Source organism: Dactylosporangium sp. CA-139114 (genome assembly GCF_050955725.1).
GTDB lineage: Bacteria > Actinomycetota > Actinomycetes > Mycobacteriales > Micromonosporaceae > Dactylosporangium.
Genome location: NZ_CP192080.1, coordinates 2,422,043 through 2,435,557, shown reverse-complemented (window position 1 = coordinate 2,435,557; position 13,515 = coordinate 2,422,043). Strand labels below are relative to the sequence as shown.

The 13,515-nt window shown below is 74.0% G+C and carries 17 protein-coding genes; 9 read left to right on the top strand and 8 right to left on the bottom strand.

All coding sequences use genetic code 11. From position 1 onward, the window contains the following. Nucleotides 1-59: 59 nt before the first annotated feature. A complete protein-coding gene (locus ACQP2P_RS11030) occupies nt 60-725 on the bottom strand; it encodes a sporulation protein (RefSeq protein ID WP_433615253.1) in 666 nt (221 codons plus the stop codon). 38 nt (nt 726-763) lie between these two features. Here ACQP2P_RS11030 and ACQP2P_RS11025 point away from each other — a divergent pair, with 38 nt between their 5' ends. Continuing rightward, a complete protein-coding gene (locus tag ACQP2P_RS11025) occupies nt 764-1,165 on the top strand; it encodes a MerR family transcriptional regulator (protein ID WP_433085848.1) in 402 nt (133 codons plus the stop codon). Nucleotides 1,166-1,181: 16 nt separating this feature from the next. Here ACQP2P_RS11025 and ACQP2P_RS11020 read toward each other — a convergent pair whose 3' ends face one another. Continuing rightward, nucleotides 1,182-1,808, bottom strand: a complete 627-nt coding sequence (locus ACQP2P_RS11020) for an FMN-dependent NADH-azoreductase (RefSeq protein WP_433615251.1) — start codon at nt 1,806-1,808, stop codon at nt 1,182-1,184. Between the two features lie 96 nt (nt 1,809-1,904). Between ACQP2P_RS11020 and ACQP2P_RS11015 the strand changes: the two genes are divergently transcribed. Then, on the top strand, nt 1,905-2,450 hold the full coding sequence (locus ACQP2P_RS11015; RefSeq protein WP_433615249.1) for a MarR family winged helix-turn-helix transcriptional regulator: 546 nt from the start codon (nt 1,905-1,907) through the stop codon (nt 2,448-2,450). On the opposite strand, the gene ACQP2P_RS11010 is transcribed toward ACQP2P_RS11015, so the two are convergent. After that, the gene (locus ACQP2P_RS11010) at nt 2,407-2,961 is read right to left on the bottom strand and encodes a TIGR03086 family metal-binding protein (protein WP_433615247.1); all 555 of its coding nucleotides are present in this window, start codon (nt 2,959-2,961) and stop codon (nt 2,407-2,409) included. The genes ACQP2P_RS11015 and ACQP2P_RS11010 overlap by 44 nt on opposite strands. A gap of 94 nt (nt 2,962-3,055) precedes the next feature. Next, nucleotides 3,056-4,234, bottom strand: a complete 1,179-nt coding sequence (locus tag ACQP2P_RS11005) for an MFS transporter (protein WP_433615245.1) — start codon at nt 4,232-4,234, stop codon at nt 3,056-3,058. Nucleotides 4,235-4,370: 136 nt separating this feature from the next. On the opposite strand from ACQP2P_RS11005, the gene ACQP2P_RS11000 reads away from it, so the two are divergent. The 3 genes from ACQP2P_RS11000 to ACQP2P_RS10990 all read left to right on the top strand — a co-directional run bounded on the left by ACQP2P_RS11000 (nt 4,371) and on the right by ACQP2P_RS10990 (nt 5,983). Then, nucleotides 4,371-5,162 (top strand): lytic polysaccharide monooxygenase, encoded by a 792-nt coding sequence (locus tag ACQP2P_RS11000; RefSeq protein WP_433615244.1) that lies wholly within the window; start codon nt 4,371-4,373, stop codon nt 5,160-5,162. After that, nucleotides 5,159-5,752: a DUF305 domain-containing protein gene (locus ACQP2P_RS10995; protein ID WP_433615242.1), complete on the top strand. Its 594-nt coding sequence runs from the start codon at nt 5,159-5,161 to the stop codon at nt 5,750-5,752. The genes ACQP2P_RS11000 and ACQP2P_RS10995 overlap by 4 nt, the downstream gene beginning before the upstream one ends. A gap of 78 nt (nt 5,753-5,830) precedes the next feature. After that, nucleotides 5,831-5,983: a hypothetical protein gene (locus tag ACQP2P_RS10990; protein ID WP_350618424.1), complete on the top strand. Its 153-nt coding sequence runs from the start codon at nt 5,831-5,833 to the stop codon at nt 5,981-5,983. On the opposite strand, the gene ACQP2P_RS10985 is transcribed toward ACQP2P_RS10990, so the two are convergent. From ACQP2P_RS10985 to ACQP2P_RS10975, 3 genes are all read right to left on the bottom strand, one after another. Then, nucleotides 5,984-6,790 (bottom strand): hypothetical protein, encoded by an 807-nt coding sequence (locus ACQP2P_RS10985; protein ID WP_433615240.1) that lies wholly within the window; start codon nt 6,788-6,790, stop codon nt 5,984-5,986. It abuts the gene before it with no gap. A 73-nt stretch (nt 6,791-6,863) separates the two neighbouring features. After that, the gene (locus ACQP2P_RS10980) at nt 6,864-7,334 is read right to left on the bottom strand and encodes a hypothetical protein (protein WP_433615239.1); all 471 of its coding nucleotides are present in this window, start codon (nt 7,332-7,334) and stop codon (nt 6,864-6,866) included. A 222-nt stretch (nt 7,335-7,556) separates the two neighbouring features. Then, a complete protein-coding gene (locus tag ACQP2P_RS10975) occupies nt 7,557-8,810 on the bottom strand; it encodes a hypothetical protein (RefSeq protein ID WP_433615238.1) in 1,254 nt (417 codons plus the stop codon). A 156-nt stretch (nt 8,811-8,966) separates the two neighbouring features. Between ACQP2P_RS10975 and ACQP2P_RS10970 the strand changes: the two genes are divergently transcribed. After that, nucleotides 8,967-10,034 (top strand): MerR family transcriptional regulator, encoded by a 1,068-nt coding sequence (locus tag ACQP2P_RS10970; RefSeq protein WP_433615236.1) that lies wholly within the window; start codon nt 8,967-8,969, stop codon nt 10,032-10,034. Between the two features lie 115 nt (nt 10,035-10,149). Here the strand turns inward: ACQP2P_RS10970 and ACQP2P_RS10965 are convergent, their stop codons facing one another. Then, the gene (locus ACQP2P_RS10965; RefSeq protein ID WP_433615234.1) at nt 10,150-10,836 is read right to left on the bottom strand and encodes a TVP38/TMEM64 family protein; all 687 of its coding nucleotides are present in this window, start codon (nt 10,834-10,836) and stop codon (nt 10,150-10,152) included. Between the two features lie 89 nt (nt 10,837-10,925). Here ACQP2P_RS10965 and ACQP2P_RS10960 point away from each other — a divergent pair, with 89 nt between their 5' ends. From ACQP2P_RS10960 to ACQP2P_RS10950, 3 genes are all read left to right on the top strand, one after another. Further along, entirely contained in the window at nt 10,926-11,132 is a 207-nt protein-coding gene (locus ACQP2P_RS10960) for a hypothetical protein (RefSeq protein ID WP_433615233.1), read from the top strand. 74 nt (nt 11,133-11,206) lie between these two features. Beyond that, nucleotides 11,207-12,286, top strand: coding sequence for a HesA/MoeB/ThiF family protein (locus tag ACQP2P_RS10955; protein ID WP_433615231.1), 1,080 nt, complete (start codon nt 11,207-11,209; stop codon nt 12,284-12,286). Then, the gene (locus tag ACQP2P_RS10950; protein WP_433615229.1) at nt 12,280-13,452 is read left to right on the top strand and encodes a hypothetical protein; all 1,173 of its coding nucleotides are present in this window, start codon (nt 12,280-12,282) and stop codon (nt 13,450-13,452) included. The genes ACQP2P_RS10955 and ACQP2P_RS10950 overlap by 7 nt, the downstream gene beginning before the upstream one ends. Nucleotides 13,453-13,515 lie beyond the last annotated feature (63 nt).

The window sequence follows — 13,515 nt, the reverse complement described above, 5'->3', positions numbered from 1 at the left end:
GCCTAACGGTACCGTGCCGTGCGATCGGCACCCTGGGCCGGTCAGGTGGAGGTCTATCGTCAGATCTGCCCGATCTGCCGCATCAGCCGGTCGACCTCGGCCGCCCAGTCGACCTCTTCGCCCCGGTCGCGCCGCGTCCGGGCGGTCCCGGCCAGCACCAGCTCGACGAATTCGGCTCCCGTCGTGAAGCCGACAGCGACCTCGGTCGCGATCGGCTGGTACTGCGGCGCCACCCAGAACTCGAACACCTGCGACACGTCGGCCGAGTTGAGCCGGAACCCGAGCGCACGCAGCGCCTCGAGGGCCGCGGCCTCGGCCGGGAGCGGGTGCACGGCCACGAAGTCCAGGTCGCCGGGGTCGTGGGCGAAGGCGACCCCGAGCTCGGTGCGCACCCCGACGGCCAGGCCGGGGACCCGCTCGCCGTACACATGCGTGATCGGCGTTTCCAGCGGAAGATCCAGCGTCACCGGTACGGCCCGAGCCTCCCCCGCCCGCAACCGGAACTCCCCCGCCAGCTCGTGCCGGCCCAGCTCACGGGTCCCGGAGCCGTCCCGGGTCACCAGGGTCAGCACGATGCGCTCGATCTCGGCGTCGCGCTCGCCGCCGGTGAGGTGCACCGCCCCGGCGAGTGACTCCCCCGGGCGGCACACAGGATCATCGAGTACCGTATCGACGGCCGGGCCGCCCACGCCCAGCGCGGCGCGGCGCAGGCTCCGGAAGACCATGGCGGGCACACTAACACGCGGCACTGTAGGGTTGGATCGTGTCAAAGCTGCTGCGGATCGGGGAACTCGCGAACCAGGCCGGTGTGTCGACCCGGACGGTCGACTTCTACACCGGGCTCGGCCTGATCGAGTCGGCCGAGCGGACGGCCGGCAACTTCCGGCTCTACGACGCCTCCTGCATCGAGCGCATCGCGGCCATCAAGGCGCTGGAGGCCAACGGCGTGAGCCTGGCCGACATGGCCGACGCCCTCGAGCGCGGCGCGGGCGACCTCACCGGGCAGCTCAGCCAGGTGCAGGGCGACATCGAGACGCTGCGCGAGGCCGCCGTGCATGCCGGGCCGGCCGCGCACCAGCTCCTGCTCGCGCTCACGGCGCGGCTGCAGTCGCTGGTGCACACGGCCATCGAGCTGACCCAAAACCTGCCGCCGCTCGGCGGCTGAGCGCTGACGCCCCGGCCTAAGCCCGGACCAGCGCGGCGATGCGCCGGCCGTGCTCGGCCGCGTCCTCGTGGCCGGTCTTCAGCAGCTCGGCGGCCAGCCCGCGCAGCGGCTCCATCGCCGGGTTGACGTCGGCGAGCGTCAGCTCCGCCTCGGCCACGTGCACGTCGAGGTGCAGCACCTCGGCGAGGACGCGCCGCACGTAGGGGCCGTTGTGGTCCCAGCCCTCCTTCGGCGTGCCCGGGCCGTAGCCGCCGCCGCGGCTCATCGCGAGCACCGCCGGGCGCCCGGCGAGGGGGCGGTCGCCGTTGCCGCCGAAGCGCTGGTTGAACAGGACCAGGTCGATCCAGGTCTTGAAGCTCGCCGGCACGCCCCAGTTGTAGAGCGGCACCGCGAACACGTACGCGTCCGCGTCGAGCAGCTCGGCGCTGAGCCGGTCGACCAGCTCGAGCGCCTCGGGGGACTTCTGCGCCGCCAGCGCGTTGCGGGCCCACAGGTCGGCGGGCAGCGGCTCGAGCCCGATGTCGCGGCGGGTCACGGTGGCGCCGGGGTGCTCGGCGAGCCAGGCCTGCTCGGCGGTGTCGGCGAGGGCGCGGCTCACGGATCCGGTCGTGCGGATGCTCGCGTCAAGACGGAAGAGATGCATGATGCGGTACCTCCATGAAGTCCTGCTGTACGAGAGAAAGTCTGCTTCACAGAACATCTGGTGGCAAGAGTGCGTGACCTGCTTATCATTGCTGACATGACGCACGCGGCTGACTCGCACGTCGAGCTCCAGGCGGACCTCGGCTGGGCGCTGGGCGTGCTGCTGCGCGGCTACGCGAAGGGCGCCCAGTCGGTGATCGCCGACGTGCCCGGCGGCCCGCGCGGCTACCAGGTCCTGACCTCCGCCGTCGACGGGGCGGCCTGCACCCAGCTCGCCCTGGCCAACAAGCTGGGCATCGACCGGACCGTCATGACCTACCTGCTCGACGACCTCGAGAAGGCCGGCCTGATCGAGCGCAAGCCGGACCCGGCCGACCGGCGCGCGCGGCACGTCCTGGCCACCGAGGCGGGCCGCGCGACCCTGTGCGGCCTGCAGCGCAAGCTGCGCCACGTCGAGGACCGGGTGCTGGGCGCCCTGCCCGACGAGGACCGCGGCCGCTTCCGCGAGATGCTGCGGGCCGTGGCCGTGGACATCGACGCCCACGACCCGCTGAGCGACGCCTGCTCCGTGGTCGAGACCTTCAGCGGCGTCGAACCCGCTACTCGGGCCCGCCGCTCTTCCAGTTCGGGTCGCGCCCGCTGAGGCCGAGCACGCGCGCGAACCACGGCGCGTCGCCGGCGACCGGGACCTCGGGCCCGTAGACGCCCATCGCCCGGCCCTGCTCGGCGGAGCGGGCGACCTCGGCGTACACGGCTTCGAGCACGTCGTCGCCGAACGCGATCGGCACGCCGAGCGCCCGCGCCAGGTCCCACCCGTGCAGCACGAACTCGCCGAGCACCATCCCGCCGACGAGATCCGCGGGCAGCTCGGCCGTGGCCATGACCGTGCCGCCCGTCCACGCCGCCGGCTCACCCCAGGCCGCCGCGAGCCGCTCGACCTGCGCGCGCACGTCCCCGTCACCGTTGCCGGGCGGCACCGCCTCCTTGCGCGCCGCCCCCTCCAGCGGCGGCCCCCACTCGAGCAGGTGCGCCCGCAGCGCGCGCACGTCCCACTCGCCGCACGGCGTCGGCCGGTCGAGACTCTCCGGCGTGATCCGCCCGAGCAGGTCGAGCATGACGGGGGCGGCCGCGGCGATCAGCTGGTGTTTGTCCATGCCGCCAACCTCTCGCACCGGCCCCGGCCGCGTCTTGGACAAACCCGCCAGGCGCGTGGCCGAGGCGTGGTTTCCGCAGCTGTGCCAGACCGATTCAGCTCAACGTGGCCTGACTCGGCCCCTTCGCGGGCGCGTGGCGGGCGACCGGGCGCAGCCAGGGCACGGCCAGCAGAATCGCCACGGGCGAGAGGATGAAGCCCGCGCGCGTCGAGGTCACCGCGTCCAGGATGGCGCCGTCGACGGCCGCGCCGGCCGCGGCCCCGACCGAGAAGGCGGTGGCCACCCAGGCGAAGGCCTCCGCGGCCGTGCCCGCCGGGGCGATGCGGTCCACGGTCAGGAACGCCCCGGCCAGCAGCGGCGGCAGGAACAGGCCGCACAGCACCGCGAGCGGCACCATGAGCGCCGCCGGGGACGGGGTCAGCAGCAGCGGTACGTAGCCGAGGCCGAGCAGGGCGCCCAGCAGCGGCAGCCGGCGCGCGTCCACCCGCACGCGGGTGTTCACCAGGCCGCCGATGAGCGCGCCGAAGGCCTGCGCGGCCAGCAGCCAGCTGGAGAACGAGCGGTGTCCGACCGACTCTGCGTAGTCCAGCATCGCCACCGGCAGCGAGCCCACGCCCGCGCCGATGAGGACCACCGCGGTCAGCAGCAGCCGCAGCGGGCCCGAGCGCAGGGCGCCCGCCCAGTGCCGCTGCGCGCGCTCGCCGCGCCAGGTGCGCACGGCCGGGGTGGTCACGAACCAGACGGTGCCGAGCAGCTGGAGCGCGGCGGTGCTCAGCACGCCGGCCGTACCGCCGCCGAGGGCCACCGCCACGCCGGCGACGAGCGGGCCGAAGATGAAGATGAGCTCCTGCACGGCGATGTCGAGGGTGTACGCGGTGGGGACCTGCTCCTCGTCGAGCAGGTCCCGCCAGAGCACCCGCAGGCCGGCCTCGAACGGCGGGGCGCCCAGGCCCGCGAGGAGCACGGCGACCAGCGCCGCCCAGAGCGGTACACCCTGGACCAGCACGACGAAGCCCAGCGTGGACACGGCGGCGCCGGCGAGCATGACCGGCGGCTGGCGGAACCGGTCCGCGATGCGCGCCAGGACGGGGCCGCCCACGGCCAGGCCGGCGGTGTAGACGCCCACGAGCAGGCCGGCGGCGCCGATGGAGAGGCTCTCGCGCGCGTACAGCAGCAGGGCCACCGGGGCCGCGCCCAGCGGCAGCCGCCCGACGCAGCTGGCGGCCAGGACCCGGGCGACCTGCGCGGCGCGCAGCACGGTGGTGAGCGACATGGTCGCGATCATGCCAGCCCGGTCCTGATGAACGACAGCTTAAACGGGCGTTAGGCGGGATTTGCAAATCGTACGAGGCGTCTTTAAGCGCAGCTCGGATACGTTTTGGCACACCCGAGAGAAATGGTGTTCGACAATGCGCAGAACGGTGCTGTACCCGCTGGTCGCCCTCGGTGCCGCCGCCGCCGGGACGCTGGTCTACGCCGAGCCGGCCTCGGCCCACGGATATGTGTCCTCGCCGCCGAGCCGGCAGGCGTTGTGCGCGCAGGGCAAGGTCTCCGGCTGCGGCGCGATCCAGTACGAGCCGCAGAGCGTCGAGGGGCCGAAGGGGCTGCGCAGCTGCGACGGCGGCAACGCGCGCTTCTCGGTGCTCAGCGACGACAGCCGCACCTGGCCGGCGACCGCCGTGGGCACCTCGGTGACGTTCAACTGGGTGCTCACCGCCCGGCATGCGACGAGCACGTGGCAGTACTTCATCGGCGACAAGCAGATCGCCCAGTTCGACGACGGCGGCAGGCAGCCCAACGCCACGGTGTCGCAGCAGGTCAGCCTGGCCGGGTTCAGCGGCCGGCAGAAGATCCTGGCGATCTGGAACATCGCGGACACGGCGAACGCGTTCTACAACTGCATCGACGTGCAGATCGGGGGCGGCTCGACGCCGACGCCCACGCCCACGAAGACCGCGAACCCGACGCCGACGAAGACCGCGACGCCGACGCCCACGAAGACCACGACGCCGTCGAAGACCACGACGCCGGTGACGAGCGCGAGCCCGGCCAGAGGCACCTCCGGCTGGGCGCCGGACACGCTGTATCACGTCGGCGACGTGGTGACGTACAACGGCAAGCAGTACCAATGCCGCCAGTCCCACCGCTCGATCTACACGTGGGAGCCGATCTACACCCTCGCCCTCTGGCTGCCGGTGTGAAGCGCCTGCTGATCGCGGCCCTGCTGCTCTTCGCGGTGACCGCCTGCGGCTCGAAGCCCGCGCCCGTGCCCTCGCCGGAGGCCGGCCAGGGCATCGCCGAGGCGGACGCGGTCACCGCGGCTGGCCCGCACAACGACTTCGACGTGATGTTCCTGCAGATGATGATCGCCCATCAGCAGCAGGGCCGGCAGATGCTGCGGCTGGGCCAGCGCAAGGGCGTGCGCGAGGAGGTCGTCGACCTCGCCGGCGCCATCGACGTCGTCGAGGCCGAGGAGGTCCGCACCATGCAGCGGTGGCTGCAGGCGTGGAACGTGCCGCAGACCGAGGTCTCCGACCCGGCCCTGCACGCGGCCCACGGCGGGCGGCCGGCGACCGGGCCGGAGGAGATCCAGGCGTTGCAGGACGCGACCGGGGCCGACTTCGAGACGAAGTTCCTCAACCTGCTCATCGCGCACCAGCACAACGCGGTCGAGCTGGCCCAGCAGCTGGCCACGACCGGCCAAAACGTGACGGTCAAGCAGTTGGCGGAGCGCGTTCAGCTGTCCCGCCGGCAGCAGATCCAGCAGATGCTGGCGCTGGCCGCGGGCTGAAACGATGTTCCGGCGGGCCGGACCCTGGGCACTACTACCAGGGTCCGGCTCTGCCGTTCTCATCGGAGGTGTACCGCCATGTCGTCGACGGCCACGCAGGCCATCAGCCGCTGCCCGAGCTGCGGCGCCCGCGTCCACGTGAACGCCGGCTCCCCCACGCCCGCCCACCAGCCCGACGGCGCCGGCCCGGGCTCGGGCGAGTGCCCCGGCAGCGGCCGGCCCAGCCGCTGACTAGTCCCGGGCCGGCCTCGGCCCGCGGCGCAGCCCGAGCACCACGGCCACGGCCAGCGCGAGCAGGCCGGCCGTGGTGAGCGCGCGAATGCCGAAGAAGAGGTAGTCGCCCCACAGCGCGGGCGGTGTGACGTCGGCGGGCAGGAACCGCGCGGCGATCAGGTCGCCGATCGTGATGACCGTGCCGGGCAGCAGCAGGAGCAGGGCGCCGGCCAGCACATGGCGCTGGGCCCGGCGGCCAAGGAGCCAGCCGACGGCCAGCCCCAGCAGGAATCCGGCGGCGGTGAGCGGGGTGACGAGGCCGGGCTCGGCCCGCTGGAAGTCGACCGCGAGCACCTTGGCCACGCGGGAGTCGGTAGGCGAGCCGTCGACCTCGGCCGGGTAGGCCCACACCGACCACTGCCCCTTGCTCGCGGCGATGCCCTCGTAGTCGGGGTCGTCGCTGGTGTGCCAGCCCTGCGCGGCCAGGCCGGCCCGCAGTGTCTGCGGCGACACCCCGGCCGTCAGGACCACGCCGCCGGCGTTGTAGTCGTCGTCGCCGATGAGCCACGTCATCGGGCCCGGGGTGTGCTCGTAGGCGAAGGGTGCCTCGTGGCGGGCCACGGTGGTGAAGCGCGCGTCCGGCGCGGCGGGCTGGACCAGGGCCAGCACCGCCGCGTCGGACGGAAGGGCCGGCGCACCGAGCCAGCCCAGCCAGGCGCCGAGCGCCGCGCCGGCCGCGGCCACCGTGAGGGCGCAGACCCCGGCGGCGATGGTTCGGACCAGACCGGCCCGCGATAGGACGGCGGGTGCGGAGGTGGTGGTCATCGTCGCCTTCGTTTCCTCTCGGGGTGAGCCGCGGCCGGCTCGATCAGTTCAGCGGAATCGGATCACGAGCGGGTCAGTAGATCCAGACGTGATTGTGGATGTTCGCCCAGTGCCACGGCCGGTGCCAGCCCATATAGAAGAACCACGAATCGGGCGAGGTGAACGAGTCCACGTCCACGACATAGATCGGCCAGGCGTTGGAGTTGCGGCGCGGGCCGAGGAACCACGTCCAGCCGTGGCCGTTGCGCTCGTTGGCCACCACCAGCCAGCGGTTGCTGCGATTGTGCACGACCGTGCTCACCATGACCGGCTGCGCCGGCGACTGTGACCCGGCCCAGCTCGCCGAGCGGCGCTGGAGCGTGTCCTGCCTCGACGCCGCGACGGGCGCCGAACGCGGCGGCCCGGCGGTGCCCGCGGTCGGCGGTGCGGCCGTGCGGGCGCTGGGCTGGCACGGGGACGCGCTGGTCGTGGTGCGGTACGAGGCCGAAACCGCCCCGGCCTCCGGCCTGGACGAGACCGGCTGGTCGCAGACGAGGCACGTCAAGGTGCTGACCCTGCGCCCGGGCGCCGATCCGCGGGTGGTCCTCGATCCGCCGGCCCACGTCAGCTCGATCGACGTGGCTCAGGACCTCATCCGCGACGGCGCGTTCGGCGGGCCGGTGCCCCCGGCCTCGCTGCTGCCGGCCTGCTCATCCGCCGCCGGGTGCTGCGCAGGCGACAGGCCGCGGCCTGATCAGCCGAAGACGGTGAGACATCGTGGAGTGGCTCACCGTGGCTTGCGGCTGATGCGGTACTCCAGCGTGAGGAACGGCAGCCCGAACACCGAGAACGCGTGGTCGGCCCGCAGCTGCCCGCCTTCGACGTACACGTCGAGCTCCTCGGCGAACCCGTGCACCGCGAGGGTCGTCAGGGCCCGGTTCTCCGCGTCGATGTAGCTCAGGTAGTGCCCGGTCTGCCCGTCGCCGGCTCTGCTCGTCAGGCGCAGCCCGCCGCCCGGCCGCTCGCGGGGTGCGAGGGTGGCCGTGAAGTTGGCCTGCGGCAGCGGGAAGCCGACGCTGACGTACCCGCGCTCGCCGTGCCGGTACGTCGTATAGATGCCCACGTAGATCGGTTCGCCGGTTCCGGCGACGCTGCGTATCCAGCCGCGGGTGCAGACGACCCCGTCGGCGCCGGTGATGGTGTCGATGCGGCTGTGCACCCCGCGCTGCGCCTCGCGGAGGTTCATCGGCACGTTGGCCTGCCCGAGCGGCCGGGCGACGAGGGTGCGGTACAGCAGGTATCCGGGCCGCACCCAGGCCCGCCACCGCGGCACGATGTCGAGCGTGAACCGGGTCGTGTGCTCGTAGAACTCCCGCACCAGCGGGTCCACGGCAGCCGGGTCGAACTCGGGCCCGGCCAGCGCGTCCAGGCTCGCCACGATGCCGATGCCGGCGGTCGCCTCCTCGTAGGTGCCGCCGGTCGCCGCGGCGAGGTCCCGCACGTAGCCGGTGCCGACGTAGCGGGTGCGGGCCTCCAGCGGTACGACGAACGGGAGCTGCTCCGCGGTCGCGCGCTCGGCGAGCAGCTCGACCTGCGGCTCCCGGAACAGCAGCTGCGACACGGTCCGCAACGCCACCACGCTCGCCGCGGCCACCTGCGCCGGCGGCCGGTTGCGCAGCGCGGCCCCGACTGCCAGCCCGACCACGGGCCCGAGCGCCACCTTGTGCGGCCGCACGCCCATCGCGCCCGCCACGGCCCCGGCCGCGACACCGACGGCGAGCGGCGACGCGCCGGCCCGCCCGGCCACCCACCCCGCGGGCGCCGCGATCGCCCCGCTGGCCGCGATCCGCGCCCACACCGCGGGGATCTCGTCGGGCCGCTGCAGCGCCCGGGCGGCCCCGTCGATCGCCGCGAGCGCCCCGCCACCGAGCGCGGCGCCCTGCAGCGCGGCGCGCGGCCCCCGGTGCGCGGCGAGCGCGGCACCGGCCGCGGCGCCCATGAGCGCGGCGAACCCGATTCCCTGCAGTCGCTTGGCATCCACGGCATCTTCTTACACCAGGCCCGCCGAGGAGGCGGCCGGGCGGCACACCCGCAGCCACCACGCCTCGCGCCGGTGCCCGGTGCTTGACCTTGCCCCTTGGGCAAGCCCCAGCGTGGTCCGTGCCGGCCGCCAGGCCGGCACGAGGAGGATGACACCGTGGAGCTGCTCACGATCGGCGCGTTCGCCCGAGCGGCGCGGCTGACACCGAAGGCGCTGCGCCTGTACGACGAGGTCGGCCTGCTGCCGCCGGCTGCGGTCGATCCGGAGTCGGGCTACCGGTTCTACGACCCGGAGCAGCTGGCTCACGCCCGGCTGATCGCCCGGTTGCGCCGTATCGGCATGCCGCTGGCCGACATCCGCACCGTGTGCGACCTGGAGCCCGGCGCGGCGGCCAAAGCGGTCGCCGCCTACTGGCAGCGGGTCACCGCCGACACCGCGACCCGCGCCCACCACGTCGCCCGCCTCGTCGAGCACCTGTCCCAGAAGGGCGGCACCATGTCCGACACCAGCCCCACCCTGACAATCCGCTACGCCGTGCGCTGCGAGGTCGGCCACGGACGTGACAGCAACGAGGACGTCGCCTACGCCAGCGACCGGCTGCTGGCCGTCGCCGACGGCACGAGGGGAGCCGGCGCCGCCGCCAGCGCCGCGGCCGTCGACGCGCTCAAGGCGCTCGAGCTGGCCGACAAGCCGGCCGTCGACCTGCTCGCCATGCTGGCCACGGCCGTCGACGACGTCGACCGCGCGGTGCACGCCACCAGCACCGGCGACAACCAGCCGGCGACCACCTTGACCGCGCTGGTGCGCCGCGGCTCGCAACTGGCGCTGGTGCACATCGGCGACACCCGGGTCTACCTGCTGCGCGGCGGTGAACTCGCACAGCTCACCCAGGACCACACCTGGGTGCAGAGCCAGGTCGACTACGGCAAGCTCAGCCCCGGCGAGGCCGCCGCCCACCCGCGGCGCGCGCTGCTCACCCGCGCTCTCGGTGCCGGCCGCCGGCCCGTCGAAGCCGACCTCGCGCTGCGCACCGCCCTGGCCGGTGACCGCTACCTGCTGTGCTCCGACGGCCTGTCCGCCGTCGTCAGCCGCAGCGACCTGCACACCGCCCTCGCCGAGGCCGGCGAGCCCGAACCCACGGCGCAACGGCTGATCGACCTCGCCTACGCCGCAGGCGCGCCGGACAACATCGCCTGCGTCGTCGCCGACGTCGCCGCCGCGTAGCAGCGACGTGGGCACGGCAGCCGGCCGCAGCCCGGCCCGCGGTGCCGGTGGGCCGGGGCCTCCGGCACCATGTCGCAGCTCGCAGGCCCAGGACCGCGATCGGGCACCGCGTCGATCACGAGCGATCTCCCGGCAGGTCACGGTCACCCGGCGAGGCCGCCGCCCGGCGGCCGCGACGACGGCGTTCGGCCAGCAGGCCGCCCGCGGTGAGCACGACCAGGGCCGCCAGCGCCGCCCACAGCGGCCACGCCCCCGGCTGCCACCCGTAGGCGCCGACGGTCACGTAGGCGGTCGTGGCCGGCAGGATGCCCACGGCCGTGCCGAGCACGAAGTCCCGCAGCCGCACGCTCGTCACGCCCGCGAGGTAGTTGACGGCGGTGAACGGTACGACCGGGATGAGCCGGGCCACGACGACGGCCCAGATCCCGTGCCGGGTCAGCCGCGCGTCGAACGCGTCCAGCCGCCCGCCCGCGAGCCAGCGCACCGCGTCGCGGCCCAGCAGCCGGCCCAGGTACAGGGCCGCCATCGCGCCCAGCAGGGCGCCGCAGACGACGACCGCGAGGCCGCCCGCGACGCCGAACAGGGCGCCCGCGGCGAGGGTGAGGACCGTCTTCGGCAGCGGTGACAGGCAGGCCACGGCGTAGAGGCCGGCGCACGCCACCGGTGCCCACCAGCCCAGCCCCGCCATCGCGGCGCGCAGCTCGTCGCGTCCGGGCAGGCCGACGAGGATCGCGACCGTGACGAGGCCGCCGACGAGGGCGACCAGCCCGGCCAGTCGCAGCAGCCGAGCCGTGCGCGTCATGCGCGCATCATGCCCCGCCGGCCGCGGGTCCAACCAGGCGGTCCGGGAAAGGAGATCAAGGCTTCGTCGTAGATCAATATGAGGTCGTCTTGGCGACCGGCGACCAGTCGAATCAAGGACTGTCGGGCGTCGATGCGTCGCATACGTTTCCTGCACCGCAACGGGCAACCGCCCGCCGGAGACCGACATCCCCGACCGAATGGGAGAGACACGTGAAGATCAAGGTCAAGAAGGTCGAGCCGATCGAGGCGACCCGGATCCACCTCGACCCGGACGCGCCGCAGGGCGCTGCCTGATCCACTCGACCGGCCGGCCTGGCGCGACCCGCCGGGCCGGCCGAGCTCTTCTCTGCGATCGGAGATTCTGCGTCATGCGGGTCATCCCCCAGCTCAAACCGATCTCGGTCATCCAGCGCCCCGACGAGGTCATCCTTCTCGGCCGCGCGCTCGAGGCCACCTACCTCGACGACGACAACGGCAGCGTCACCGCCCTGCTGCGGCTGCTCGCCGAGGGCTCCCGGACCGTCGCCGAGCTCCCCGCGGCCATGCGCGAGCGCGGGTTCGAGGTCACCGAGGACGAGATGGCGGCCGCGGTCGGCGCGCTCGACGACGTCGGGGTGCTGCTGCGGGCCGGCGACGACGGGCTCGACGCGGCCACGCTCCGGCGGCACGAGAGCAACCTGCGCTTCTACGACCTCTTCGCGGGACTGCAGCGGACGAGCGCGCAGTTCCACCGGGGCATGGCGAGCGCCGACGTGCTCCTGCTCGGCGCGGGCGGCATGGGCAGCGGGGTGCTGCAGTCGCTGGTCGGGCTCGGCGCCGGCCGCGTACGGGTCGTGGACTTCGACCACGTCGAGGAGAAGAACCTCGCCCGGCAGTTCGCCTACGGCCACGCCGACGTCGGCCGCCCGAAGGTGGAGGCGGCGAAGGACTGGGCCGCCCGCTACTGCGGCGAGACCACCGTGGTCGAGTCCGTGCACGCCCGGGTGTCCGATGTGGACGGCATCGTCGCCCTGGGCCGGGGCGCCTCGCTGGTGGTCTGCGCCATCGACTCCCCGGACGACGTGCACCTGCTGGTCAACCGGGCCTGCTTCGAGCTGGGCGTGCCGTTCGTGACGGGCGGGCTGCAGTACTCCACCCTCTTCTACTGGTCCGTGCACCCCGGCGTGAGCGCGTGCCGCCTGTGCCTGCAGCTCAACCGCGAGGACGAGGGCGGCGCCAGGCCGGAGCTGGCCGAGCAGTCCGTGGTGCTCCCGGCCGGGCGGGTCAACCGCGCCACCGGCCCCGTCGCGCAGCTGCTGGCCGGGTTCGTGGCGATGGAGGCCGGCCGGTACCTCACCGGCACCGACGAGCCCGTCGCGGCCGGCGTGTACCACACCGTCGAGCTCGCCGACGGCATGCGCACGACCCGGGTGCCGTGGCCGCGCAACCCCCGGTGCCCGCTGTGCTGAACCAGCTCACGCTCGTGCGCGACGGCGACGGCTACGTGGTGGGCAGCCCGGGCACGGCCGCCTACGTCGAGGTCCCCGAGATCGGCGCGCGGATCATCGAGTGGCTGCAGCAGGGCGCGAGCGTCGCCGAGGCCGGGCGGCGGGCCGAGGAGCTGGCCGGGGAGCCCGTCGACGTGGCGGACTTCCTGACGGTGCTCGCCGGCGAGGGCCTGCTGAGCGGCTCCGGCGACGACGGGCGGATCGACGGCACGCGGCGCCAGCGGGCCGGCACGCTGCTGTTCGGCCGGGTCGCCTGGGGCCTCTACGCGGTGCTCGCCCTCGCCGTGCCGGTGCTGCTGGTCGCGGTGGCGGGGCTGCGCCCGACGTACCGTGACGCCTTCCCGTTCACCACCCAGCTGCTGAACATCCTCGCCGTCAGCGGCCTCGGGATGCTGGCCGTCGCCGCCCACGAGGGCGCGCACGTGCTCGCCACCGCCGCGCTCGGGCTGCCCAGCCGCCTGTCCGTGAGCCGCCGCCTGTACTTCCTGACCTTCCAGGCCGACCTCACCCGCCTCTGGAGCGTCCCCCGTCGCGCCCGTTACGGGCCCCTGCTGGCCGGCCTCGCCTGGGACGCGGTCGTCCTGGCCGGGGCGCTCGCGGCCCAGGAGCTCCTCGCGCCCGGCTCGGTCGCGGCCCGCCTGCTGCGGGCGCTCGTGCTGCTGCAGTTCACCGCGATCCTGGCCCAGGCCATGGTCTTCGTGCGCACCGACGTCTACGCGCTGCTGGTGAACGCGACCGGCTGCAAGACCCTGTGGGCCACGAAGGGCGCGCTGCTGCGGCGGTACCTGCGCCGCTCGACCCCCGCCGACGAGCGCCAGCTGGCCGACGCCGACCCGCGGGAGGTCGTGTGGGCCCGGCGCTACCTGTGGCTCTACGTTCCCGGCACCGCGGTGGCCCTGTACTACCTCGCGACGTTCGTCCTGCCCGGCCTGCCGCACCTCGTCGCCCTGTGCGTGGCCCCGATCCGCGCCGACGGCCTGACCACCGCCGCGGCGTGGGAGGGCCTCGCCGCCCTGACGGTCGCGGTCATCCCGTCGGCCCTCGCCCTGTTCGGGGCGATTCGCGGGGGATGGGGGGTGGTGCGGCGCGTCATTTCCGCGCGCAAATCCACGCGCACTTCAGCCTGACTCAGGTCTTCGGCCGTATGGACGATGTAGACGGCACCTCAGGGTGACCGCCCAGGCGGTAGA

Excerpts from the sequence above, each read along its gene's own strand:
- ACQP2P_RS10965 (WP_433615234.1), bottom strand. The coding sequence starts at position 10,836 with ATGACGCGCACGGCTCGGCTGCTGCGACTGGCCGGGCTGGTCGCCCTC.
- ACQP2P_RS10985 (WP_433615240.1), bottom strand. The coding sequence starts at position 6,790 with ATGACCACCACCTCCGCACCCGCCGTCCTATCGCGGGCCGGTCTGGTC.
- ACQP2P_RS11015 (WP_433615249.1), top strand. The coding sequence starts at position 1,905 with ATGACGCACGCGGCTGACTCGCACGTCGAGCTCCAGGCGGACCTCGGC.
- ACQP2P_RS11030 (WP_433615253.1), bottom strand. The coding sequence starts at position 725 with ATGGTCTTCCGGAGCCTGCGCCGCGCCGCGCTGGGCGTGGGCGGCCCG.
- ACQP2P_RS11020 (WP_433615251.1), bottom strand. The coding sequence starts at position 1,808 with ATGCATCTCTTCCGTCTTGACGCGAGCATCCGCACGACCGGATCCGTG.
- ACQP2P_RS10990 (WP_350618424.1), top strand. The coding sequence starts at position 5,831 with ATGTCGTCGACGGCCACGCAGGCCATCAGCCGCTGCCCGAGCTGCGGC.
- ACQP2P_RS10955 (WP_433615231.1), top strand. The coding sequence starts at position 11,207 with ATGCGGGTCATCCCCCAGCTCAAACCGATCTCGGTCATCCAGCGCCCC.
- ACQP2P_RS11000 (WP_433615244.1), top strand. The coding sequence starts at position 4,371 with ATGCGCAGAACGGTGCTGTACCCGCTGGTCGCCCTCGGTGCCGCCGCC.
- ACQP2P_RS11005 (WP_433615245.1), bottom strand. The coding sequence starts at position 4,234 with ATGTCGCTCACCACCGTGCTGCGCGCCGCGCAGGTCGCCCGGGTCCTG.
- ACQP2P_RS11010 (WP_433615247.1), bottom strand. The coding sequence starts at position 2,961 with ATGGACAAACACCAGCTGATCGCCGCGGCCGCCCCCGTCATGCTCGAC.